The sequence below is a fragment of the Kitasatospora sp. MY 5-36 genome, from assembly GCF_001182915.1.
Lineage (GTDB): Bacteria > Actinomycetota > Actinomycetes > Streptomycetales > Streptomycetaceae > Kitasatospora.
The window spans coordinates 1-24,295 of the sequence record NZ_LFVW01000087.1 but is presented as its reverse complement, the minus strand read 5'-3'; the positions used below and the strand labels follow the sequence as shown (position 1 = coordinate 24,295).

The window sequence follows — 24,295 nt, the reverse complement described above, 5'->3', positions numbered from 1 at the left end:
GGCGTGGCCGGCTGCCTGCCAGGCGTCGGCGAACGCGGCGGCGGCCGCGCGGGAGGCGTCGTCGCGGCTGTGGCCGATCGCGACGCCGTGCAGGGGTGGGCGGCGGTGGTCGGCGAGCAGGCGCAGCAGGGCCGCGAGTTCGGGGGCGGTGTGGGGGGCGGGTGCGGGGAGGTCGCCGTAGGCGGTCGGCCCGGGTTCGGGGAGGAGCGGGGAGCGGTCGGGTGCGGGGCGGGGGTTCACGGGGTGCGGTCCTTCCGGCGGGTCTTCCACTGCCGGTACTTCTCGGGCAGGCACACCGAGCAGGGCCGGTAGGCGGCGGCGATCGCGGTGGCCTCGTCGGCGAAGAAGACGCGGTGGCGCACGTAGCCGCCGGCGGCGATGGTGCGCAGGGCGGAGGGGCAGTCGAGGCGGCCGTAGAGGCGGCCCCGGCGGTGGCCGCCGAGGGTGCCGGGCGTGGTGCTGGAGTAGGGGCGGTTGTCGGGTCCGGTCAGGGTGTAGCGGCGGGACGGGACCGGGGCGGCGCCGACGGTGGGCGCAGCGGTGTCGGCGGTGCCGGCGGTGGGCTCGGGTGTGCCGGTGGCGGCCATGGCGGCGGGGCCTCAGGCGTCGTGGAAGACGAGGCCGAGGGTGTGGCGGCGGCCGGTGCGCACGATGCTGACGCCGTGGCGGACGGGGCCGGCGCGGTGGCCGCGGGCCGAGGGGACGGGGCGGTCACGGGTGGTGAAGACCAGGCCGTGGCCCTGGGGGACGACGGTCGCGGTGCCGCGGGACTGGGCGCGGGGGCGCTGTTCGACGAGGAGGAACTCGCCGCCGGTGTAGTCGGTGCCGTGGGCGTCGAGGCCGATGACCACCTGGAGGGGGAAGACGAGGTCGCCGAAGACGTCGCGGTGCAGGGCGTTCCAGTCGCCGGGGCCGTAGCGCAGCAGGATCTGGGAGCTCTTGTCCTGGCCGGCGGCGTGGCACATGGCGGTCCACTCGGCGAGGGTGTCGGGCCAGGGGGCGGGGCGGCGGAGCTTGTCTGCCCAGGTGCGGGCGACGGTGAGCAGGTGGGGGTAGAGGGCCTCGCGCAGGACGGCGACGGGTTCGGGCAGGTCGTGGGTGAAGTAGCGGTACTGGCCGGAGCCGAAGCGGTGGCGGGCCATGTCGACGGTGGTGCGGAACAGTTCGGGCCGGTCGTAGAGCGCGGCGAGCTCCCGGCACTGGGCGGGGTCGAACAGGCGGGGCGTCGGGGCGCAGCCGTGGGTGTCGAGTTCGGCGGTCAGGGCGGTCCAGTCGGCGGTGTCGAGGGCGCGGACGGCGGCCTGGACGCTGCCGGCGGCGGTGTCGGGGACGGTCTCGGGGGCGAGGGTGTTCACGGGGTGTCCTGGTGGTGAGCGGGCGGGCGCGCGGTCAGCGGGCGTTGTGGAAGATCACGCCGAGCGTGGTGCGGCGCCCGGACTCGACGGCGTTGGTGCCGTGGCGCATCGGGTGGCGCCGGTAGCCGCGGCTGCCCTGGACGGGGCGGTGCTGGACGGGGAAGACCAGGGCCTGGCCGAGGCGCGGCCGCACCACGATCGCGCGGGACTGCGAGCGGGGCCGCTGTTCGACGAAGACGTTCTCCCCTCCGGTGAAGTCCTCGCCGGGCCGTTCCAGCATGATCGTGGCCTGCAGCGGGAAGACGAGGTCGCCGTAGACGTCCTGGTGCAGGCAGGCGTGGTCGCCCGGACCGTAGCGCAGGACCAGCGGGGTGGGACGGTGCTGGCCCGCGGCGGCGCACTCGGCGTGCAGCTCGGCGAGGGTGAGGGGGAAGGTCCGCTCGCCCAGCCGCGCCGCCCACTGGTTGGCGATCCGCGCCAGCGGCGGGTACAGCCGCTCCCGCAGCGCGTCCAGGACCGGTACGGCGGCCGGGTCGGCGTAGTACCGGTAGGTGCCGCGGCCGAAGCCGTAGCGCTGCATCACCACGGTGGAGCGGAACAGGCCGTCGTCGTCGAAGGTGTCGGCGAGCTCCCGGCACTGGGCGGGCGACAGCAGGGGCCCGGTGAGTGCCACCCCGTCCCGGTCCAGCTGCTCCCGCACGTCCTGCCAGTCGACCGGGGCGAGCGCGGGCAGGGCGGCCGGGCCCGGGGAGGCCGGGCCCGGCGCGGGTGCCGCGGTGGCCTGCGCGACGGTGTCGGGTTCGGCGGTGGCAGCTTCGGCAACGGCGAAGAGGGCGTCGTTCACGGGGAGGTCCTTCGACGGGCGGGGACGAGCAGGCGCACGGGCCGCGGGAAGGCGGGCCGTGGCCGGCGTACGGTCGGGCTGTCCCGATCGTCACCCGTGGAAGGGTCCGTGTGCTGGCGGCATTCGGACGTCGCGTCGGGCGCCGCGTCCGAGGTCGGACGGGTCCGCCGTCAGGACGTGCGGGAGCTGGTGGGCGCCAGGTCCGCGACCAGCAGCGCCAGCAGGTCCGCCGGCGCCTCGATGAAGCGGTAGTGGCCTCCTTCCAGGAGTTCGAAGGTGGTGTCGCCGCAGGCCGGCCAGCCGGTCATCAGAGACGGCTCGATGCCCGTGTCCTCGGTCCAGCCGATGGCGGTGACCGGGCACGGCAGCCGGACCGGCTCGGCCACGTGGTAGCGCTTGTTCATGTCGACGTCGTTGCGCAGCACGCCGAGGTAGAGCGCGAGCAGGCTCGGTTCCAGCGTGCCGCCCAACTCCGCGACGAGCCCGCGCAGTTCGTCGGCCAGCTCGTCGTCGTTCATGCCGAGGAAGCGGCCGTAGGGGCCGTCCTGCGGCGCGACCTCGGAGGAGACGAACAGCCGGGTCGGGGCGGGGCAGCCCCGCTGGACCAGCCGTACGGCGGTCTCGTAGGCCGCCAGCGCGGAGCCGCAGTGGCCGAACAGGGCGTAGGGCCGGTCCAGGTAGGGGCGCAGCGCCTCGCAGAGGTCGTCGGCCAGCGCCTGGTAGGTGGTGTGGGCGGGCTCGCGCATCCGGTTCTCCCGGCCGGGCAGTTGCACGGGGCAGACCTCGACGCCGTCGACCGAGGACGGCCACTGGCGGTACATGCTGGCACCGCAGCCGGAGTAGGGCAGGCAGAACAGCCGCGCCGGCGCCACCGGCGACGGCTCGCGCAGGAACCACTTGTTGCGGGTACGGGCCGGAGGAGCGTCCACTGATGACCTTCCGTGTGGGGTTTCTTGTCGGGTTCGGCTGCGGTGAGAGTGTCGGGCCCTACCGGGTCCGCGCGGTGACCGGCAGGTGGGTGAAGCCCGCGATGACGTTCGAGCGCATCCGCCGCGGCGCCCCGGCGAGCTCGAAGTCGGTGAACCGGCCGAGCAGTTCGGCGAACAGGATCCGCAGCGCGACCCGTGCGACGGTGTGGCCGATGCAGTAGTGCGCGCCGACGCCGAAGGCGATGTGCTTGTTGGGCCGCCGTCGGATGTCGAAGGTGTACGGGTCGGCGAACACGGTCTCGTCGCGGTTGGCCGAGGCCAGCCAGACGACGACCGCGTCCCCCGCGGGGATCGGCACGCCCCGGACCTCGACGTCGCGGGTGGTGTGGCGCATGAAGTGCTGGGTGGGCGAGGCCCAGCGCAGGGCCTCCTCCACGCCGCTGCCGAGCAGCTCCGGGTGGGCCGCCCAGTCGTCCAGGACCGGGGTGCCGGCCAGTTCGGCCATCGCCGCGATCGGCGGCTGGGCGGTGGTGACGGTCGCACCGAGCAGCAGGCTGTAGCAGTTGGACACGATCTCGCCCGGCGACAGCCGGCGTCCGTCCAGTTCCATCGTGAGCAGCACGCTGACCAGGTCGTCGCCCGGTGCGCGCCGGCGCTCGGTGACGAGGTCCTGGAAGTAGGCGAACAGTTCGCGGTGGGCGGTCACCAGGGTGGCCTGGGGCCCGTCGGCGAGCTGGAACTCGGGGTCGTCCGCGGCGATGCAGGCGTGGGCGAGCCGGACCAGCCGCGGCCAGTCCTGTTGCGGCAGCGCCATCATGGTGCCGATGACCGCCATCGGCAGGGTGGCCATGGCGGCGGCGAAGTCGTACGGGCCGCCGTCGGCCAGCGGCCGGAGCAGATCGACGACGACCCGGCGGATGGCCTCCCGGTCGTTCTCCACCGTCTTGATCGACAGGGCCTGCTGGAGCGGGCCGCGCAGGTGGGCGTGCCGGGGCGGGTCGGTCGCGGCCATCTGGCGGCCGCCGGCGGGGTCGCCCTTGCCGAGGAGGTTGAGCAGGGTGCCCTGTTCGGAGGTGAACGTGGCGTGGTCGCGCAGGACCCGGTTGGCCTCGGCGTGGCCGACGATCGACCAGTAGCCGATGTCGCCGACCGGTTGCCAGCTCACCGGTGCCTCGCGGCGCAGCCGTCGCCACGCCTCGTGCGCCCCGCCCGCGTGGTAGAGGTCGGGGTCGATCAGGTCGACCGGCCGCGGGGCGAGGACCGGGCAGCGCGCGGTCGGGGGGACCGTCGTCATCGGGGCCGCTCCTCCCCCGCCGCGTCGGCCGGGCCGCCTGGCGCATCGGCCCGGCCGTCCGGGCCCGCCGTCCCCAGCCGCTCGATGAGGGCCGTCGCCAGCTCGGCGACGGTCGGCGACATGTAGAGGGTCTGCGCGGGGAGGTCCACGTCGAACTCGCGCTGGGTGGCGACCAGGAGGTCCGTGGCCAGCAGGGAGTGCCCGCCGAGGTCGAAGAAGTCGTCGTCGACGCCGACCGGTTCGATGCCGAGGACGTCGCCCCACAGGTCGGCCAGTCGGGTCTGCACCTCGGTGACGGGCGGGACGAACTCGTTGGGCACGTTGCGCGGGACCCGGGTGGCGGTGGGCAGGGCCCGGCGGTCGATCTTGCCGTTGCGGTTCACCGGCAGCTCGGGACGGACCAGGATCGCCCAGGGGATCAGGTAGTCCGGCAGGCTCTCCCGCAGGTCGTGGCGCAGCCGCCGCCCGAGGTCGGCGTTGCCCTCCGGGCCGGGTTCCGCGGGCACGACGTAGGCCAGCAGCCGGGTGCCGCCCGCCGGGTCGGGCTGCGGCAGCACGACCGCGTGCCGCACCCCGGGGAGCCGTTCCAACTCGACCTCGACGGCGCGCGGTTCGGCGCGGTAGCCCTGGACCTTGACCTGGTCGTCCGCGCGTCCGACGAACTCCAGCGTGCCGTCCGGCAGCCAGCGCACGAGGTCGCCGGTCCGGTACATCCGGGCGCCGGGCTCGGTGCCGAACGGGTCGGGCAGGAACCGTTCGGCGGTCGCGGCCGGGCGGCCCAGGTAGCCGCGGGCCAGGCCCGCCCCGGCGACGTACAGCTCCCCGCACTCGCCGACGGGCACCGGCCTGAGGTCCTCGTCGAGCACGGCGACCCTGGTGCCGCTGATCGGGCGGCCGATCGGCACGCTCCGCAGCTCGGGGAGGGTGCTGCTGGTCCAGCAGGTCGTGTACGTGGTGTTCTCGGTCGGCCCGTAGCCGTTGGTGAAGAGCAGCTCCGGGTGGCGGGCCAGGAGGTGCTGGACGTGGCCGGGCGAGGCCACGTCGCCCCCGGTGAGGACGTGCCGGACGTCGGCGAACGCCTCCGGGTGGGAGCTCACCATCTGGTGGAGGAGCCCGGTGGTCAGCAGCAGGACCGTCACGCGCTCGGCGCGGACGACGCGCGCCACGTGCTCCAGGGTGATGGCGACCGGGGGGAAGAGGACCAGCCGGCAGCCGTTGACGAGCGGGGTCCAGATCTCGAAGGTGGAGGCGTCGAACGCGACCGGCGCGAGGTGGAAGAACACGTCCTCGGCGCGGACGTCCACCCAGTCCGCGCCCCGGACGAGCCGGTCGACCGCCCGGTGGGGCACGCCGACGCCCTTGGGCTCGCCGGTGGAGCCGGAGGTGTAGCTGACGTAGGCGAGCCGGTCCGGGTCGCCGGGGCGGGCCGGGGCCGCCGGGGCGGTGGCCGGCTCCTGCGCCGGGTCGCCCTCCGTCACCGTGACGACGGTGCCGGGCAGCCGCTCCCGCAGCTCGGGCCCCGCGGCCTCCTCGGTGATCACCATGGCCGCGCCGGCGTCTTCGAGCAGCAGCGTGTGCCGGGCGGCCGGGTCGTCCGGTTCGAGTCCGAGGTACGCCCCGCCCGCGATGAGGACGGCGAGCAGCGCCACGATCAGCTCCGGCGACCGCGGCACCAGCACGCCGACGACGCCCTCCGGCGCCAGTCCGGCCTCCCGCAGCCGCCCGGCGAGCCGGTTGGCGCGGTCGTCGAGCTGCCGGTAGGTCAGGGTCCGTCCGTCGCAGGTGACGGCGGGCGCGTGCGGGGCCCGCACGGCCTGTTCGGCGACCAGCTCGTGGATCGCCCGGGCGTCGAACGGTGGCCGTCCGCTGCCGACGAACGCCGGGATGTCGGAGGTGAGGACCGTCTGGGTCAACTGCTTCCCGCTTTCCTGTGCTGAAGTGTCCCCGTCGGGGGTGAACGCGCGACGCGTATGTGGTCGCCGCCGGTGCCGCTGTGGCTGTGGTTGTGGCTGTGCCTCAGACCGCCGGCACGTGGAAGAAGGTGTCGCGCGCGGCGATGCGGCCCTGCGGCGTCATCCGGAAGAAGTCCGCGAACCGCAGCTCGACCTCGCCGCCGTCGTGCAGCACGCCGCGGAACAGGCCGTGCACCGCCACCTCGTCGCCGGTGGTGACCACGGTGGCCAGGGTGTGGGTGCCGGCGCGGATCACCCGCTGGTCGCGGTAGAAGCGTTCCAGTTCGGCGTGCCCGACCATGGGCGGGTACCCGGGGCGGTGGTAGCGGGCGTCGGGGGTGAACAGGGCGACCAGCGCGGGAACGTCGCCGGCGTCGACCAGCTCGTAGTACCGGCGGACCTGGGACTCCCCCGGCGCTACGGCGGTCGGTGCTTCCGGTGTCGCGGGCGGTGCCGGGGTGTCGTCGGGCTGGGAGAGGGTGTGGACCATGCCGAAGGTGCTTCCTGTGATCGCCCTCAGGGGCTCAGGGTCGGGTACGGGGTGAGAGGACGGGTACGGCCGCGGCGTCCGGGGCCTCCTCCAGGGCTTCGACCAGGCGCGCCGGGGTGGGCGTCTGGAACAGGGCGCCGAGGGTGAGGTCCCGGCCGAACCGCACCCGCACCCGGTTGACCAGCCGGGTCGCGAGCAGGGAGTTGCCGCCGAGCGCGAAGAAGCCGTCGTCGACGCCGACCTCGGGGCGGCCGAGCACCTCGGCGAACAGCGCGCACATCGTCCGCTCCGCCGGGGTCCGCGGCCCGGGCCCGGACGGTGCCGGCTCGGGGTCGGGGACGGGCAGCGCGGCCCGGTCGATCTTCCCCCTGGGCGTCAGGGGGAAGGCGTCGAGCACGACGATCGCCGAGGGCACCATGTAGTCCGGCAGCGCCGCGGCGGCGTGCTCCCGCACCGAGGCCGGGTCGAGCGCCGGGTCGGGCCCCGGGGCCCCGGCCGGGACGACGTAGCCGATCAGACGCCGGCCGGAGGAGGCGCCCGGGCCGGCGGCCACGGTCGCCTGGGCGACGGCGGGGTGCCCGGCCAGGACCGCCTCGATCTCGCCGAGTTCGATGCGGAAGCCGTGGAGCTTGACCTGTTCGTCCGCGCGGCCGAGGAACTCCAGCTCCCCCTCGGCGTTCCAGCGGACCACGTCGCCCGTGCGGTACATCCGCTCGCCCGGTTCGCCGAACGGGCACGGCACGAACTGGGCGGCCGTCCGGCGGGGGTCGTTCAGGTACCCGCGCGCCACGCCCGCGCCGGCGACGTACAGCACGCCGGCCACCCCCGGCGGCACCGGGGACAGCGCCTCGTCCAGGACGTACACCCGCCGGTTGTCCACCGGCCGACCGAGGGGGACGACGTCGGGCACGGCCTGGCCGGGGCGGAGCACCCGGCGGGTGGTGAACGTGGTGGCCTCGGTCGGGCCGTACCCGGCGACCACCACGGAGTCCGGGCAGCGGTCCAGGACGCGCCGCACCGCGTCGGCCGGCACGATGTCGCCGCCGGTCCACACCTGGCCGACCCCGGCCAGCGTGCCCGGGGACTCCTCGGCGAACACCCGGAACAGCCCGGCCGTCAGCCAGAGCGCGCCGACCCGGTGGTCGACGATCTGCCGGTGGAGGTCCGCGAGCGCCAGCTCCCCGGGCGGGGCCACGACCACCCGGCCGCCGTTGAGCAGCGGCACCCACCACTCGTAGGTCGAGGCGTCGAAGGCGTGCGGGGAGTGCGCGAGCACGCGCGGGCCGTCCTCCTCGCGCCAACAGCCTTGCGCGGTCAGGCTGATGACGTTGCGGTGGCTCAGGGCCACGCCCTTCGGCGTGCCCGTGGAGCCCGAGGTGTACAGGACGCAGGCCAGGTGGTCCGGGCGCAGCGGCACGACGGGGTCGGTGGCCGGCTGGTCGGCGAGGCCGGGGTCGGCGTCGACGACGACACCGGGGGTGCCGAGGGACGGCGCGTGGTCCCGGGTGGCCCGGTGGGTGAGCAGCACCGCCGCCCCGGTGTCGTCCAGGACGCGGCGCAGGCGGGCCGCCGGGGCCCGGGTGTCCAGGGGTACGTAGGCGCCGCCGGCCTTGGTGGCCGCCAGGACCGCCACCACCACGTCGACGGAGCGTTCCATGAGCACGGCCACGGTGCTGTCGCAGCGGACGCCGAGGGCGATGAGCCGGTGGGCCAGCCGGTTGGCCCGGGCGTTCAACTCCGCGTAGGACAGGGTGGTTTCGCCGCACACCACGGCGGGCGCCTCGGGCCTGCGCGCGACCTCGGCCGCGAAGGCCGCGGGCACCGTCGGGTGCGGCAGCGGCCGCGTGGTGCGGTTGGCGGCCACGACGGTCCGGTGCCGTTCCTCGGGGGTGAGGAGGTCGGGCCGGCCGATCGGCCGGTCCGGGTCGGCGGCCACCGCGTCCAGGAAGCGGAGGAACCGCTGCTGGTGGGCGGTGAGTTCGGCCTCGGTGTAGAGCGCGGGGTTGGCGTCGAGGTCGAGCCGGGGCTCGGTGCCGTCGGAGCGGTCGTAGACGGAGAAGGAGATGTCCTCGACCGGCCCGTTGGACAGGTTGTGCACGGTGGCCCGGACGCCCGCGAAGTCCAGGTGGTAGTAGAAGGACATGATGTTGACGACGGGCCCGAACAGGACCCGCTCCGACCGGGCCGGGTCCAGTTCCCTGCGCAGGTCCTCGCTGCGGTGGCGCTGGTGCCCGCGCTGGGCGGCGACCTCCTCGGCCACCTGTCGCGCGAGCGCGGACAGGCTCTGCTCGGGGTGGACGCGCAGCCGCAGCGGCACCACGTTCGCCACCATGCCGGGGACGGCCGGTGCGGCGGAGCCGGTGCGCCCGGTCACCGGCATGCTGAGCACGACGTCCCGTTCGCCGCTGAGGCGGTAGAGGTACGCGGCGACCGCGGCGGTGAAGGCGGTGGGCCAGCTCGCCCCGGCGGGTCGCGCGGCCCGCCGCAGCGCGGCCAGGGTGGGCGCGTCGAGGCTGCCGGTGCGGCGCAGGAAGCCGTCCGAGGCGGGCGCCGAGCGGCTGGCGAGGCTGACCGGGTCCGGTCGTCCGGCCAGCCGGGCCGCCCAGAACTCCCGGTCCCGCTCGGGCTGTTCGGAGGCGTGGTAGGCGGCGTCGTGCGCCAGCAGGGCGCTCAGCGGCCCGAAGGCCGGCCCCGCCCCGGCCCGGCCCCCGACCAGTCCGGTGTAGGTCTTGGCGACGCGGCGCGCGATGAGCGACATGCTGAAGCCGTCGACCACGATGTGGTGGACGCGCTGGTACCAGAGGAAGCGGTCCGGCGCGACGGCGAACAGGGCCTGGCGGAACAGCGGGTCCCGGGTGAGCCCGAGCGGGGTGGACAGGTCGGCGCGCATCCAGCGCTCGGCCTCCCCCAGCGGGTCCGGCGTCGAGGTGAGGTCGACGTGGTGCATCGTCCAGTCGGGCGACGCGGTGACGACCTGCCGGGGGCCGTCGGCGCCGTCGGTGAGGCGGACGCGCAGGGACTCGGTCTCGTCCACCACGCGCCGTACGGCCGTCTCGAACAGCTCCGGGTCGATCGGCCCGGGGATGTCCACGTACTCGCCGGTGTTGTAGGCGGGGCTGCCGGGGCGCAGGTGGTGGGCGAACCAGATGCCGGACTGCGCCGACGACAGCGGCAGCTCCTTCTCGTCGCTCATCCGAGCTCCTCCAGGACGGCCGACAGCGCGTCGGCGAAGCGGGCGACGTGCGGCGGCGACAGCATGTCGTGGTGGTTGCCGGGGACCTCGACCACGCTCAACGCCCCCCGGGTACGGTCCCGCCACCGGGCGGGGAGCACGACCGGGCCGCCGAGTTCGGGGTGGGTCTCGGCGCTGGTGAACAGGTGGATCGGTGTCCGCAGCCGTGCCGTCGACCGGTAGCGCCGGGCGGCGGCGCCGTTGGCGGTGAACACCCGTGCCATGCGCCGCAGTTGTTCGGTGCGCACCCCCTCGGGAAGGTGCTCGCGGCCGTCCGCGTCGTGGAGCAGCAGGGCGAGGGCGGCCTCCTCGTCGAGTTCGTGGAGGTCCCCGCCTTCCCTGTCGGCGGCTCCACCGGTGGACGCGGGCGCTCCGACGTCGATGATCCCGAGGAACCCCGGCGGATTCCCCTGCTCCTCCAGCAGGCGGGCCAGCTCGAAGGCGACCAGCCCGCCGAAGGACCAGCCGGCCAGCAGGTACGGGCCGTCGGGCAGGACGGACCGCAGCTCCCGCAGGTAGCGCCGCGCCTGCTCCTCGACGGTGGCCAGGGGCGGCTCGTCGGTGTTGTAGCCGACGGCCTCCAGGCCGTAGACGGGCCGGGCGGCGTCCACCGGGGATTCGGCGAGGTGCTCGGTGAGCTGTCCGGCCAGGTGGAGGAAGGAGCACACGTCGCCGCTCTGCGGGTGCACCAGGATCAGCGGCGCCCGGCGGCGGTCCCCCTCGGCCAGCGGAACCACCAGTCGGCGCAGGGCCCGCGCCGCGTTGGGCAGTTCCGCGCACAGCCCCTCGACGGTGGGGTGGCGGAACACCGTGTTCAGCGGCACGGTGACCCCCCACTCCCGCCGGACGGCCTCCACCAGCTCGACCGCCCTCAGGGAGTGCCCGCCCAGCGCGAAGAAGTCGTCCCGGACGCCGACCCGCGGGGTGCCCAGCACGCGCTCCCAGATCCTGGTCATCAGGAGTTCCGGCAGGTCCCGTGGCGGGAGCGCACCGGCCTCGTGGTCGTGGCGGGCGGGCTCGGGCAGGGCCGCGCGGTCCACCTTGCCGTTGGTGGTCAGGGGGATCCGGTCGAGCGCGGTCAGCGTCGTGGGCACCATGAACTCGGGCAGGGTCTCGCGCAGGGAGCGCCGCACGGCCGCCAGGTCAGCGGGCCGGTCCTGCCACACCAGGTAGCCGGCCAGTTCGGCGTCCGTCCCGCCGCCGCGCACTGTCACCGCGGCCCTGGCGACGCCGGGCTGCGCGCACAGCGCGGCCTCGATCTCGCCCAGCTCGATGCGGTACCCGCGGATCTTCACCTGCTCGTCGGTGCGGCCGAGGAAGACCAGGCTGCCGTCCGGCAGGTACCGCGCCAGGTCGCCGGTCCGGTACAGCCGGCCGCCGGCCGCGCCGAACGGGTCGGGCACGAAGCGCTCGGCGGTCAGCCCCGGCCGGTTGGCGTACCCGCGGGTGACGCCGACCCCGCCGATGTGGATCTCCCCCGGGACGCCGACGGGCACCGGGGCGCCGGCCGGGTCCAGCAGGTAGATCCGGAGGTTGCCGAGCGGCCGGCCGATCGGCACGGACCCGCCCGGCCGGGCCAGGTCCCGGTCGGCGTCCACCCGCCGGGTGACGCAGCCGACGGACGCCTCGGTGGGACCGTAGCCGTTCCAGAGCGTGGAGACCCGGTCGAGGAGCCGCCGGGCCAGGGCGGGCTGGAGCGGTTCGCCCACGCAGATCGCCTGGAACCGGCCGCCCTGCCAGCCGCCGTCCAGCAGCAGGAGCCAGGTGGCCGGGGTGGCCATGAGCGTGGTGACGCCGAACTCGCGCATCATCTCCGTCAGGCGCGGGCCGTCGACCGCGACCTCCGACGGGGCGATCACCACGCTCGCGCCCCAGGCCAGCGGCATGAGCACCTGGGGGACGATGACGTCGAAGGAGATCGAGGCCACCGAGGCGACGACGTCGGACCCGTCGAGGTCCAGCTGGCGGCCGCGGACCACCAGGTAGTTGACCACGCCCTCGTGCGGGACCAGCACGGCCTTGGGGCGGCCGGTCGAACCGGAGGTGTAGATCGAGTACGCCAGGTCGGCGGGCGTCGCGAGCGGCGGCAGCCGGTCCTCGGACAGGGCCGCGACGAGCGGGGCCTCGGCGTCCAGCCACACCGTCTCGGCGCCGTGCTCCGGCAGCCGGTCGGCCAGGGAGCGCCGGGTGAGCAGCAGCGGCACGTCGGCGTCGGCGAGCATGAACGACATGCGCTGGGCCGGGAGGTCCGGGTCCAGCGGCAGGTAGGCGGCGCCCGACTTGAGGACGGCCAGCAGGGCCACGACCAGCTCCGCCGAGCGCGGCAGGCAGACGCCGACCAGGCGTTCCGGCCGGGCTCCCCGGGCTCGCAGGTGCCGGGCCAACCGGTTGGCCCGGCCGTCGAGTTCCCGGTAGGTCAGTCGCTCGCTTCCGCAGCGGACCGCCACCGCGTCGGGGGTCAGCCGGGCCCGCTCCTCGACCAGCTCGTGCACGCAGAGCTCGGCGGGGAAGGGTTCGTCGGTGGCGTTGGCGGCCACCAGCAGCGCTTCGCGCTCGGCCTCGGTGAGCAGGTCCAGGCGGGAGACGGGACGGTCGGGGTCGTCGGCCGCGGCGTCCAGCAGCCGGAGGTAGTGGCCGACCAGGCGCTCCACGCTCGCGCGGTCGAACAGGGCGGTGTCGAAGGCCACGGTGCCGGTCGTGCCGGTCGTCCCGCTCGTGCCGGCCGTACCGTCCGGGCCGCTCGGCCGGTCGGCGATCACCAGGCTGAGGTCGACCTTGGCCGTGCCGTTGTCGACCTCCAGCTGTTCGACCTCCGTCCCGGCCAGCCGGAGGGAGGCGGTCGGGTCGGACAGGCCGGCGACCATCACCTGGAACAGCGGGTTGCGGTCGAGGCCGCGGGCCGGCCGCAGCTCCTGCACCAGCCGCTCGAACGGCACGTCCTGGTGCGCGTAGGCGTCCAGGGCGGTCCGGCGGACCCGGTCGAGCAGCTCGGCGAAGCCCGGGTCGTCCGCGAGGTCGGTGCGCAGGACCACGGTGTTGATGAACGAGCCCACCAGCGGGTCGAGTTCCGGCCGGGTGCGGCCCGCGACCGGCGTGCCGACCGCCACGTCGGACTGCCCGCTGTAGCGGGCGAGCAGGGCCTGGAACCCGGCCAGCAGGGTCATGAACATCGTCGCGCCGTGCCGCCGGCCCAGCAGCCGCAGGCGCTCGGCCAGTTCCTCGGGCACCGTGAAGGTGATCCGCTCGCCCCGGCCCGTACGGACCGGTCCGCGCGGACGGTCGGTGGGCAGGTCCAGCGGCGACAGCCCGGACAACTGCGCGCTCCAGTAGTCCAGTTGGCTCTGCAGGCGGTCACCGGAGAGCCGGGCCCGCTGCCAGTGGGCGAAGTCCGCGTACTGGATCCGCAAGGGCGGCAACTCGTGCTCGCGGCCTTCCAGCCGGCTCCGGTACATCGCCGACAGGTCGTCCCACAGCAGCGGCATCGACCAGCCGTCGACCGCGATGTGGTGGACGACCACCACCAGGAGGTGCTCGTCCTCGTCGACCCGCAGCAGCGACGCGCGCAGCAGCGGGGCGGCGGCCAGGTCGAAGGGGCGCAGGATCTCGGAGTGGACGAGGTCGAGGGCGAGGTCCGTCCGGCGTTCCGCGGGCTCGGTCCGCAGGTCCGTGACGGGCAGGTCGACCGGCCGGGCCGGCTCCACCGAGGGGACGGGGCGGCCGTCCTCCTCGGGGAAGGCGGTGCGCAGGACTTCATGGCGCCGCACCAGATCGGTGAGGCTGTGGCCGAGGGCGGCCACGTCCAGCGGGCCGCGCAGCCGGAAGACCTCGTGGACGTTGTACAGCGCGGGGCCGTCGGACAGCCGCTCGATCAGCCACATGCGTTCCTGGGTGAACGACGGCACCCGCGCACCCTCCGGGCGGGGCGGGACCGCGGCCTCCGGCTCGCCCTCGGCGGCCCTGGTCCGGGCCGCGCGGACGCGCTGGTCGAGCAGGGCGCGTAGGCCGGCCCGCGTGGAAGCGGTCGGCTGGCCGGGCTTTTCGGGGCGACTGTGCTGTGCCTTCACGGGTGACGGGCCTTTCCGGCGGGGAGCGGTTCCGCCTCGGCTTCGCCGAGGTCCGCCAGCAGCGCCGCGTCGATGCCGTCGGCGAGTTCGGCGACGGTCGGGTGGTAGAAGAGCAGGACGACCGGCAGTTCGAGGTCGAGCGCCCGGCCGAGTCGGGACATGACCTTCGAGGCGAGCAGCGAGTGGCCGCCCAGTTCGAAGAAGTCGCTGTGCACGCCGTCCGGGGTGACTCCGAGCACCTCGGCCCAGGTCTCCAGCACGAGGAGTTCGGTCTCGGTCTCGGCGGCGCCGGCCTGGGAGGCATCGGGCCGCGGGGCCGCGGGGTGCACGGTGGGGGCAGAGGCGCCGACGCGGAGGCCGGGCGGGGTCTGCCAGGCCGAGATCGGCCGTTCGGGAGCGCCGACGAGGTGGTCGAGCAACGCCGTGAAGCCCTCGGCGAGCCGGCGCACCGTGTCGCGCTCGAAGAGGTCGGCGGCGTAGCGGATGACGCCGGTGAGGCGGTCGCCGAGGTCCGTCAGGGAGACCTCGATGTCGAACTTGGCGACGTCGTTCGGTATCTGATGACTGCTCACCTCCAGCCCCGGAAGGCCGGACGGGAGCGCGGGCGGATCCTCCAGCTGGAACATGACGGTGACCAGCGGGTGCTGGCCGAGGTCGCGTTCGGGCCGCAGCTCCTGCACCAGCCGCTCGAAGGGGACGTCCTGGTGGGCGTAGGCCTCCACCGCGCACCGCCGCACCCGGGCGAGCACGTCGGTGAAGCCGGGGTCGCCGGACAGGTCGGTGCGCAGGACGAGGGTGTTGACGAAGAAGCCGACCAGCGGCTCCACCTCGATCCGGGTCCGCCCGGAGATCGGCGTCCCCACCGTCACGTCGGCCTGTCCCGTGCAGCGCGCGAGCAGGACCTGGAAGGCGGCCAGCAGCGTCATGAACGGCGTCACCTCGTGGGTGCGCCCCAGCGCGCGGATCCGGTCGGCGAGTTCCGCCGGGATCTCGATCTCGACCTGGTCGCCCCGGCCGGACCACGCCGCGGGGCGCTCCCGGTCCGTCGGGAGCACCGACGGGAGAAGGTCGGCCAAGTGCTCGCGCCAGTAGTCGAGTTGACCTTGCAGCGCGGGTCCGGCCAGGTGGTTCCGCTGCCAGTGCGCGAAGTCGGCGTACTGGACGGGCAGGTCCGGCAGGGCGATCGGCCGGCCGTCGACGGCGGCGCCGTACCCGGCGGAGAACTCCTGCCACAGCACCGGCAGCGACCAGCCGTCGCAGGCGATGTGATGGATCACCAGGACCAGCAGGTGGTCGTCGGGGGCGACGCGGATCAGTCGGGCCCGCAGCATCGGGGCGGCGCCGAGGTCGAAGGGGGCCGCCAGGTCGGCGGCCACCAGCTCCCGGGCCCGCTGCCAGGCCTGCTCCGCCGGGGTGTGCGCCAGGTCGGTGATCGTCGGCACGAAGGTCCCGACCGGCTCCGTGACGTGGCACGGGCCGTCCTCGGAGTCGGCGATCCTGCCGCGCAACACCTCGTGGCGCCGCACGACGTCGGTCAGCGCCCGGACGAGCGCCTCCTGGTCCAGCCGGCCGCGCAGGCGGACCGCGGTCGGGACGTTGTGGTCCGGCAGGCCCGGCCGCAGCCGGTCGAGGAACCACAGCCGTTGCTGGGCGAAGGACAACTGGGTCGGAGCGTGCGCGCTCCGATCGGAGCCAGGCATGACGGATCCACCTTTCACGGCGATCGGGCGCGCTAAAGCACCCCGGAAATCCCCTCGCCGATTCGCTTCCTCGCGAACAGTACGGCGGATACTAGGCAGCTCCCGTCTCACTCCGCAAGACAGAGAAGGGGGTCGAAGGCATCAGGACAATCTTTACGCCAGACCCCGCTAATCCTTATGTAGATTGAACACGCTCGACGGCTAGCATCCGCGCGCCCGACCGCCACACCATCCCTGACGTGCCGTCATGGTGGAGATCGAGCACACCACTTCCGTGGACGAGCGCCACGTGATAATTCTTCTTTCGCCGGGAAGGCGGCCGGACGGGCCCCTTTCGTGTCGACCCTTCATTGTTCCGAAAAAGATCGGTGAACCCGTTGCATGAACTCATCCGTTGTCCATAGAGCCCACCCCGTTGCATGAACTCGGAGAAGTCATGATGCAGCAGCCAAGCCTGGTGGGTTCATTCGTCTCGCACGCCACCGACCACCCCGGTGATCCGGCCCTGGTGTGGCACGGGGAGGAGACGACCTACCGCGAACTCCACCGGGCGGCGGAGCGGGAGCGCCTGCGGATCGCCCGGCTCGCCCCGGACGGCGACGAGCCGATCGGCATCCCGGCCGCCAAGTCGCCCTCGACGATCGCCCTGGTGCTCGCCTGCCTGCTGGAAGGGCGGCGCTTCCTGCTGCTGCCGGCGCCCGTACCGGAGGGCGGGACCGCCCACGCGCCGGCCGAGCGGGCCGGCATCCGGCACGTCCTCTCGCCGGAGGGCCCCGGTCCGGACGCCCGGGAGCGGCCGGCGGAACCGAAGCCGCCGCGCGCCACGGAACCCGCCGACGTCTCCTTCATGTTCACCACCTCCGGTTCCACCGGGCGGCCGAAGATCGTGCCGCTGAGCACGGGCGCGGTGGACCGCTTCACCAGCTGGGCCGGCGAGCGGTTCGGCATCCGTCGGGGAACGACGGTCCTCAACTACGCGCCGCTCACCTTCGACCTGTGCCTGCTGGACATCTGGGCCACGCTCAAGCACGGCGGCCGCGTCGTCCTGGTCGATCCGGCCCGGGCCACCCAGCCGGGCCACCTGCTGGACCTGCTCTCCCACCACGAGGTCCAACTCGTCCAGGCGGTACCGATGTTCTACCAACTGCTGGTCGACGCGACCGCGCAGAGCGGCCGCCGGCTCGACACCGTCGAGCACGTCGTCTTCACCGGCGACAGCCTGCCCGCCCGCTGCCTGGCCGAACTGCCGCGCCTGTTCCCCGGCGCGCGGCTCCACAACGTCTACGGCTGCACCGAGACCAACGACAGCTTCCTGCACGAGGTCGACGGCACCGAGCCGCCGGACGGCCCGGTGCCGATCGGGCGCCCGCTGCCCGGGGTCCACGCGGTGATCGTCGGCGCCGACGGCGGGATCGTGACCGGGCCGGGCACCGGCGAACTCCACGTCGCGACGCCCTTCCAGACCGACGGCTACCTGGACCGGGCCCAGGACGCCGGCAGGTTCGCGACCCACCACCACGACGGGGAGACCCGGCGCTACTTCCGCAGCGGCGACCTCGTCCGGCGCGACGAGGACGGCCGCGTCACCCTGGAAGGCCGCAACGACCACCAGGTCAAGGTCCGCGGCACCCGGGTCAACACCCACGAGGTCGAACAGGTGCTGCTCGACCACCCCGAGGTCGTCGAGGCGGCCGTGGTGGCCGTACCCGACCCGGTGGCCGGCCGCCTGCTGCGCGGCCTGGTCCGCCGCGCCCCGGACAGCCGGCTGAACTCGCTGGCGCTGCGCCGGCACTGCGCCCAGCGCCTCCCGCTCACCGCCGTCCCCTCGACCCTGCGGATCGTGGACGACCCGCTGCCCAGGACGTCCACCGGAAAGATCGACCGCGCGCCCGTCGAGCGCGCCTGCTCCCCCTCCCAGCCCACCGAAGGAACGGCCACGTGAACCACGCCGCGGTAGTCACCCAGTTCATCATCGAGGAGTTCCTGCCCGACGTCGGCCCGAACGAGCTGGACGCCGACTACGACCTCGTGGACGGCGGGGTCATCGACAGCCTCGGCCTGCTCAAGACGATCGCCTGGCTGGAGGACCGCTTCGACGTGCGCGTCGAGGAGTTCGACCTCGACCCGGACAGCTTCCGCTCCGTCGGCTCGATCAGCAGGTTCATCGACCAGGCCCAGCCGCAGCGGACGGACGCCCACTAGTCATGCACGAGGTGCTGCGAGCGCTGATCCGCCGGGACCGCGCCGTCGACCAGGAGCTGTGGGGGTCCTTCTGGGATCAGCTGCGGGACGGCGCCCTGCGGCCCGGCGAGACGGTGGCGCTGCTGTCCTCGCTGTCCACCCGGATGCCCGACCGGGACACGCTGGTCGCCATGCTCCGCTCGCTGGACGAGCGGCGGCCGGCCGTCACCGCGCGGCTGGACGGCACGGCCAACATCGTCGGCACCGGAGGCGGGCCGGCCACGTTCAACATCTCCACCGCGGCGGCGTTCCTCGCCGCGGCCCTGGGCGTCCGCGTCGTCAAGACGGGCTCCCGCGCCTACACGAGCACCTGCGGCTCCCACGACCTGCTCGACCGCCTCGGTATCGGACGGACCACCTCGTACGAGCGGACCGAGGAGCGGCTGGAACGCTTCGGCATCGCCTTCCCGGGGAACTTCGTCTACCCGCGGGAGGTGGCGCTGCTGGCCCGGAGCATCGTGCCGATGGACCTGCGGATGATCGGCGGGTTCATCAACTCCGTCGGGCCCTTCCTGGCCGCGGTGCCGGTCTCCGCCCAGCTCGTCGGCGTCTCGGACCGTTCACTGCTGCCGGCGCTGGGCCAGGTCGCCGCCACCGTCACCGACCGGAGGATCTGGCTCTGCTCCAACGAGCTGGGCATCGACGAGCTCGTCGGCTCCGTCGACAACCTCCTCCTCCCCAATGACGGCACCGACCCGATCCACCTGCCGGCCGAGGCTCCCGCGAGCGCGACCGACGCGATCGCCGAACTGCGGCCCGCCACAGGAGGCGAGGACGTGGTCGAGCACTTCCTCGGCGTGCTCTCCGGAACGGGGACGGCGCTCGCCACCCGGACCGTCTGCCTGAACGCCGCCGCCCTGGCCGTCGCGAGCGGGCTGATCGACGGGTGGCCGGAGGCGATCCGGGCGGCCGAGGACGCCCTGCGCGGCGGCGCCGCCCGCGACCTCGTCGACCGCCTCCGCACCCGACCGGCGCGTGCGCGGTGAGCGGGTTCTTCGCCCGCCGGCCACCGGACCGGCCCGGCCTGGCCGTGTTCCTCAACGCCGGGGACCCCCCGCTGCCCGTCCTGGCCGACGTGATGCGGATGCTCGACGACTGCCGGGTGGACTGCCTGGAGCTGGCGGTGCCCTTTCCGAACTCGGTCACCGACGGGCCCGTCATCCGCCGCTCGGCGCAGCGGGCCCTGGCCGACGGCGTCGGACTCGACGAGGTGCTCGACTTCCTCGCCGGGGTCCTGCCCGGGCTGCGCCACCTGCGGGTGGCCCTGCTGGCCGACTGGAGCCACACGGTCAGGGCCCCGACCGTGCCCGGCTTCGTCCGGCGGGTCGCCGACGCGGGCGTCCACGGGCTGCTGGTCCACGGACTGCCGCCGCGGCTGCGGGCCGACTGCCTCGACGCGGTGCGGGCGGCCGGGCTGCCCCTGGTCGCCACCTGCTACGCCGCGTCGGCGCCCGAGGTGCGGGCCGCGGCAGCCGACTGCGCCACCGCGTACCTGTACCTGGTGGCCCACTACGGCCGCAGCGGCGGCGGGCTCACCGCCGACCACCGGGAGCTGGCCGCCGCGCTGGCCGCGCTGCGGCCGAGGACCACCGCACCGATCGCCGTCGGGTTCGGCGTCCGCTCCCGGGCGGACATCGACCTGCTGCACGGCCTCGGCGCCGACGCCGCGGTCGTGGGCAGCGCCGGGGTCGCCCGGATCGAGCACGCCCTCGCCGAAGGGGCCGACGTGGTCGAGGAGTTCCACACCTTCATCCAGACCGTTTCGCCGTACTCACCAAGCCGCCAGGAGGCACACCGATGATCGTCCGACACCTTGCCGACGTGAAGACCGTGGACTGGGGCAACGGGCTCAGCCGCAGGTTCCTGCTCGAGTCCGACGGCCTGGGCTACACGATGACGGACACCACCGTCCGGGCCGGCACCAAGTCGCGGCTGGAGTACCGCCGCCACCTGGAGGCCTGCTACTGCATCGAGGGGAAGGGCGAGGTCGTGGACACCGACGGCACCTCCCACCCGCTGGAGCCGGGCACGCTGTACGCGCTCGACCGCAACGACGCCCACTTCCTGATCGCGAGCCCGGAGGAGGACCTCCGCCTGGTGTGCGTGTTCTCGCCCGCGTTGCGCGGCGACGAGCGCCACAACCTGGACTCGGCCGACTTCTCCGAGTACTGACAGGGACGGACAGATGATCAGGTGGAACGCCGACCAGCTCGCCCTGGGCGAGGGGATCGCCCAGTGGTGCGAGGAGCTCAGCTCCGGCCATCTCGAAGGGGACGCCGAAGGCGCCTTCCCGTGGGACAAGTGGAAGCTGATCCAGAGGTCCGGGATCCTCGGCCTGCCGTTCGACGAGCAGTGGGGCGGGCTGGGCCAGGACCTGCTCACCACCATGCACGTGCTCGAACGGCTCGGCACCGGGTGCCGTGACGGCGGACTGAACTTCTCGGTCGCCACCCACCTGGTCGGCGTCGGGGTCCCGCTGCAACGGTTCGGCTCGCCGGAGCTCAAGGCGCGCCACCTGCCGGGGATCTGCTCGGGAGAGACGATCGGCGCGCACGCGATCAGCGAGACCGAGAGCGGCTCCGACGCGCTGGCGATGAGGACCACGGCCACCCGCGAGGGCGACGACTTCGTCCTGCGGGGCGGCAAGTCCTTCATCACCAACGGCCCGGTGGCCGACGTGTTCGTGGTGTACGCGCGCACCCATCCGAGCAGCGGCCCGCTCAGCATCACCGCCTTCGTCGTGGAGCGGGACACCCCGGGGCTCGTCATCGGGCCGCCCGTCGCCACCATGGGGCTGCGGACCGCACCGCTGAGCGAACTGCACTTCGACGACTGCCGGATCCCCGCGTCCGCCGTGATCGGCCGGGTCGGCTCCGGGTTCCTGGTCCTGGACCACGTGATGAAGTGGGAGATCCTCTGCTCCTTCGTCATCAGCACCGGGCAGATGCGCCACCGGCTCGACCGCTGCGTCGAGTACGCCAAGGAACGCGTCCAGTTCGGCAGTCCGATCGGCTCGTACCAGTCGATCTCCCACAAGCTCGTGGAGATGAGCATCGGCCTGGACACCGCGCGGAAGTGGCTCTACGACACGGCCGTCCGGCTGACGCAGGGCGAGAACGTCACGAGGGACATCGCCGTCAGCAAGCTCCTCGCCAGCGAGAGCAACCTCTCCTCCGCCCTGGCCGCCGTGCAGATCTTCGGCGGCAGCGGCTACCTGGCCGAGTACGGGCTGGAGAAGGACCTGCGCGACGCGGTCGCCGGCCCGATCTACTCGGGCACGTCGGAGATCCAACGCAACCGCGTCGCCGCCATGTTGGGGCTGTGACGCCCGATGCTGCTCAAGATCTGCGGAGCCGCCTCGGCCGAGGACGTGGCCTCGCTCGACCGGGCCGGAGCCGACCTCGTCGGCCTGTGGCACGGCGTCCCGCGAGGTCACGCCGACCTGACGCTCGATCAACTCACTGTGGCGGCCGACGCTGTCCATCGAACCGCGCGACTGCGCCCGGTCCTCGTGACCTTCCTCAACGACGCCGAGGCGCTGCGCGCGGCGACGGCCGCGGCCCGGGTGCCGTGGGTCCAACTGCACGGCTACCAGCCGCCGGGACTGGTCCGCGCCCTGAAGGGCAGCACGGACCTCATCGTGGTCAAGGTGCTGCACCTCGGTGCGGACACCCGCGCGGAGCGGTCCCTGATCGCGGCGTACGAGCGGGCGGGAACGGACCTCTTCCTGCTGGACGCGGTGGCCGGGGACGGCCGGATCGGCAGCACCGGGCAACCGGCCGACTGCGCGGCCGTCCTCGGGATCGCGGACCGCCTCTCGCGTCCCTTCCTGCTGGCCGGCGGCCTCTCGGCCGACAACCGGGAGGCCTACCGGGCGGTGCTGGACCACCCCCTGTTCCTGGGCATCGACGTGGACACCGCGGCCAGGGACCCCGACGGACGGCTGAGCACCGAGCGGGTCACGGCCGTACGGCGCGGCTGGCGGGTGCCGGACGGCGCCGGGACGGCCGGGAGGCCCCGATGACGGCCGCGTTCATCGAGGCGCTGCTGGACGCCCGCCGACCGGTGATCATGGAGCTCAAGCGCCAGGACGCCGCCGGGCAGGACTTGTTCGGCGACAGGTCGGCCGCCCGGCTGGTCGCCGACTACCAGGAGGTCGGCGCCCCCTGCCTGTCCGTGGTGACCGGGCGGTGGTTCGGCGGCACCCCGGAACTGCTGCGCGAGGTCGTGGCGGCGACGGACCTGCCCGTACTGCAGAAGGACTTCATCACCCGCCGGAGCCAGCTGCACCAGGCCCGCGAGAGCGGCGCGGCCGCGGTCCTGCTCACCGCCGCGCTGCTGCCGCGCGCCACCCTGGGCCACCTGGTCGAACTCGGCCTGGGCCTGGGCCTGACGCCGTTCGTCGAGGTCGTCACCGAGGAGGAGATCAGCCGTGTGCCACGCGCCGAGGAGTGCGTGATCGCGGTGAACAACAAGGACATCGGCGACCGCGAACGCGGCGCCGGCGACCTCGGGCGGAGCTCGGCGCTCCTGCCCGCGGTGCTGGGCAGCGGCACCCGGTGCCCGGTGAGCGCCGGGGCCGTCCGCTCCCCCGAGGACGCGGCCCGCCTGCTCCAGGAGGGCTTCGCCGGTGTGCTCATCGGGACGGGCCTCCTGCGCGCCCCCAGCCTGCCTGGCTGGCTGGACGGCCTCGACGCCCACCGCGGCACCCGCGTCGACCCTCGCCACGAACCGGCTCCACCCCCAACCATCGACATCCGGAGGTAACGGCATGACCAGCGAAGCACCCGAGCAGTGGAAGGTCGTCGTCAACGACGAGGAGCAGTACTCGATCTGGTCCGCCGACCGCGAGACCCCGGCGGGCTGGCACGAGGACGGCGTCCGGGGCGCGAAGGACGACTGCCTCGCGCACATCGAACGCGTCTGGACCGACATGCGCCCCCGCAGCCTGCGCCTGCGGTCCGTCCCGGAGGAGGGTGGTGCGCAGTGAGCCGGACGCTCGCGCCGCACGGTGCGCGCCCCGCGACCGGGCCCGTGCTCTCCACCACCCTGAACCTCCCGGAGTGCCGGGCCCGGGGCTGGGTCGTCGTCGACTCCATGGTCGACGGCCTGGCCATGGGCGGAACCAGGATGACCCCGACGGTGACCGAGCAGGAGCTGGCCGGGCTCGCCCGGGCGATGACCCACAAGCTGGCGCTGGTCGGCCTGCCCATCGGCGGCGCCAAGGCCGGCATCGCCCCCGATCCCGGCGCCGTCGTCGAACGGCGGGCGGTGATGCGGGAGTTCGGCCGCGCCGCGGCCCCGCTGCTGCACGGCGGGGTGTACCTGGGCTGCGACCAGGGCACCACCTACGCCGACCGGCGGCAGGCCTTCGAGGCCGCCGGGTACGACGTCACCCGCCGCCCCGGCACCACCCGCCTCACCGTCGGCTGGGCCGAACTGTGGGACCACATGGCCGACATCACCGGGTTCGGCGTGGCCGTCGCGGTGCTCGGCGCCCTGCGCGCCTCCGGTGCGCGGACCCCGCAGCGCGTCGCGATCCAGGGCTTCGGCACCGTCGGGCGCGCGGTGGCCGACCACCTGGCCGCCCACGGCCACCTGGTGGTGGCGGTGGCCGACGTCCTGGGCACCGTCGAGGACCAGCGCGGACTGCCCGTCGCCGAACTCACCGCGCTCACCAGCGGCGACGGCACGATCGACCGGAGCCGGCTGCCCGCCCGGGTCACGGTCCACGGGCCCGGGCAGGCCTGGCTGCACGTCGACGCCGACGTGCTGGTGCTGGCGGCCTCCCCCGCCGCGGTCGACGAGGAGGCGGTGCCAGCGGTCCGGGCCCGCCTGGTGGTCGAGGGCGGAAACCTGAGCTGCACCGAACCGGCCCGCCGACTGCTGCGCGAGGCCGGCCACACCGTCCTGCCGGACGTGGTCGTCAACGTCGGCGGGGCCGCGGCGACCGGGTGCGTGCTCACCGGGCTGGCCCCGTCCGACCTGCCGCTCCCCAAGCTGTCCGGGTGGCTGCGCGACTGGGTCGCCGGCCGGGTCGCCAGGAACTGCGAGCTGGTGCAGGAGCTGAGCGCCTCGGGCAGCGCCGACCCGGTCGCCCAGCTCCTCGGCTCGCGCGCGACCCCGCCCGGCGCCGCCGGATCGGAGGCCCCGTCCGAACGGTGACCGGGCCGACGGACGCGCCCCCGCGCCGC

Annotated in this window: 20 protein-coding genes and 1 pseudogene; 10 read left to right on the top strand and 11 right to left on the bottom strand. The window is 74.2% G+C overall.

All coding sequences use genetic code 11. The annotated features are described in order from the left end of the window. The 11 genes and pseudogenes from AE652_RS07230 to AE652_RS07180 all read right to left on the bottom strand — a co-directional run. A pseudogene (locus tag AE652_RS07230) lies at positions 1–240 on the bottom strand (hypothetical protein); the annotation flags it as partial. Then, positions 237–587, bottom strand: a complete 351-nt coding sequence (locus AE652_RS07225; protein WP_107086384.1) for a metal-binding protein — start codon at positions 585–587, stop codon at positions 237–239. The pseudogene AE652_RS07230 and the gene AE652_RS07225, both read right to left, overlap by 4 nt. Before the next feature lie 12 nt (positions 588–599). Next, positions 600–1,262, bottom strand: a complete 663-nt coding sequence (locus tag AE652_RS07220; protein WP_049650338.1) for a 2OG-Fe(II) oxygenase — start codon at positions 1,260–1,262, stop codon at positions 600–602. A 127-nt stretch (positions 1,263–1,389) separates the two neighbouring features. Then, on the bottom strand, positions 1,390–2,199 hold the full coding sequence (locus AE652_RS07215) for a 2OG-Fe(II) oxygenase (protein ID WP_234348262.1): 810 nt from the start codon (positions 2,197–2,199) through the stop codon (positions 1,390–1,392). 170 nt (positions 2,200–2,369) lie between these two features. Next, on the bottom strand, positions 2,370–3,128 hold the full coding sequence (locus tag AE652_RS07210; RefSeq protein ID WP_049650334.1) for a thioesterase II family protein: 759 nt from the start codon (positions 3,126–3,128) through the stop codon (positions 2,370–2,372). Positions 3,129–3,186: 58 nt separating this feature from the next. After that, positions 3,187–4,422, bottom strand: a complete 1,236-nt coding sequence (locus tag AE652_RS07205) for a cytochrome P450 (RefSeq protein WP_049650333.1) — start codon at positions 4,420–4,422, stop codon at positions 3,187–3,189. After that, positions 4,419–6,335 carry a non-ribosomal peptide synthetase gene (locus AE652_RS07200; protein WP_063780087.1) on the bottom strand — a complete coding sequence of 639 codons (1,917 nt, stop codon included), beginning with the start codon at positions 6,333–6,335 and terminating at the stop codon, positions 4,419–4,421. The genes AE652_RS07205 and AE652_RS07200 overlap by 4 nt, the downstream gene beginning before the upstream one ends. A 103-nt stretch (positions 6,336–6,438) precedes the next feature. Next, positions 6,439–6,864, bottom strand: coding sequence for a nuclear transport factor 2 family protein (locus AE652_RS07195; RefSeq protein WP_049650332.1), 426 nt, complete (start codon positions 6,862–6,864; stop codon positions 6,439–6,441). Positions 6,865–6,898: 34 nt separating this feature from the next. Continuing rightward, entirely contained in the window at positions 6,899–10,057 is a 3,159-nt protein-coding gene (locus AE652_RS07190; RefSeq protein ID WP_049650331.1) for a non-ribosomal peptide synthetase, read from the bottom strand. Continuing rightward, positions 10,054–14,160 carry an amino acid adenylation domain-containing protein gene (locus tag AE652_RS07185; protein WP_082345401.1) on the bottom strand — a complete coding sequence of 1,369 codons (4,107 nt, stop codon included), beginning with the start codon at positions 14,158–14,160 and terminating at the stop codon, positions 10,054–10,056. Before AE652_RS07185 ends, AE652_RS07190 begins: the two co-directional genes overlap by 4 nt. Beyond that, positions 14,157–15,860 (bottom strand): condensation domain-containing protein, encoded by a 1,704-nt coding sequence (locus tag AE652_RS07180; RefSeq protein ID WP_049650330.1) that lies wholly within the window; start codon positions 15,858–15,860, stop codon positions 14,157–14,159. The genes AE652_RS07185 and AE652_RS07180 overlap by 4 nt, the downstream gene beginning before the upstream one ends. 436 nt (positions 15,861–16,296) lie before the next feature. Here AE652_RS07180 and AE652_RS07175 point away from each other — a divergent pair, with 436 nt between their 5' ends. The 10 genes from AE652_RS07175 to AE652_RS07130 are packed head-to-tail and all read left to right on the top strand — an operon-like array spanning position 16,297 to position 24,266. Next, positions 16,297–17,802 (top strand): AMP-binding protein, encoded by a 1,506-nt coding sequence (locus tag AE652_RS07175; protein ID WP_049650329.1) that lies wholly within the window; start codon positions 16,297–16,299, stop codon positions 17,800–17,802. After that, entirely contained in the window at positions 17,799–18,062 is a 264-nt protein-coding gene (locus tag AE652_RS07170; RefSeq protein WP_049650328.1) for an acyl carrier protein, read from the top strand. The genes AE652_RS07175 and AE652_RS07170 overlap by 4 nt, the downstream gene beginning before the upstream one ends. Before the next feature lie 2 nt (positions 18,063–18,064). Then, positions 18,065–19,087 carry an anthranilate phosphoribosyltransferase gene (locus tag AE652_RS07165; RefSeq protein ID WP_049650327.1) on the top strand — a complete coding sequence of 341 codons (1,023 nt, stop codon included), beginning with the start codon at positions 18,065–18,067 and terminating at the stop codon, positions 19,085–19,087. Next, entirely contained in the window at positions 19,084–19,902 is an 819-nt protein-coding gene (gene trpA, locus AE652_RS07160; protein ID WP_049650326.1) for a tryptophan synthase subunit alpha, read from the top strand. Before AE652_RS07165 ends, trpA begins: the two co-directional genes overlap by 4 nt. Beyond that, positions 19,899–20,273, top strand: a complete 375-nt coding sequence (locus AE652_RS07155; RefSeq protein ID WP_049650325.1) for an ectoine synthase — start codon at positions 19,899–19,901, stop codon at positions 20,271–20,273. Before trpA ends, AE652_RS07155 begins: the two co-directional genes overlap by 4 nt. 13 nt (positions 20,274–20,286) lie before the next feature. Continuing rightward, complete coding sequence (locus AE652_RS07150) at positions 20,287–21,426, top strand: acyl-CoA dehydrogenase family protein (RefSeq protein WP_049650324.1); 1,140 nt, start codon at positions 20,287–20,289, stop codon at positions 21,424–21,426. Between the two features lie 6 nt (positions 21,427–21,432). Continuing rightward, the gene (locus tag AE652_RS07145; RefSeq protein WP_049650323.1) at positions 21,433–22,125 is read left to right on the top strand and encodes an N-(5'-phosphoribosyl)anthranilate isomerase; all 693 of its coding nucleotides are present in this window, start codon (positions 21,433–21,435) and stop codon (positions 22,123–22,125) included. Beyond that, a complete protein-coding gene (locus tag AE652_RS07140; RefSeq protein ID WP_049650322.1) occupies positions 22,122–22,868 on the top strand; it encodes an indole-3-glycerol-phosphate synthase in 747 nt (248 codons plus the stop codon). The genes AE652_RS07145 and AE652_RS07140 overlap by 4 nt, the downstream gene beginning before the upstream one ends. A gap of 4 nt (positions 22,869–22,872) precedes the next feature. Continuing rightward, positions 22,873–23,091, top strand: a complete 219-nt coding sequence (locus tag AE652_RS07135; protein WP_049650321.1) for an MbtH family NRPS accessory protein — start codon at positions 22,873–22,875, stop codon at positions 23,089–23,091. Further along, positions 23,088–24,266, top strand: a complete 1,179-nt coding sequence (locus AE652_RS07130; protein WP_049650320.1) for a Glu/Leu/Phe/Val dehydrogenase dimerization domain-containing protein — start codon at positions 23,088–23,090, stop codon at positions 24,264–24,266. Before AE652_RS07135 ends, AE652_RS07130 begins: the two co-directional genes overlap by 4 nt. Positions 24,267–24,295: the final 29 nt, after the last annotated feature.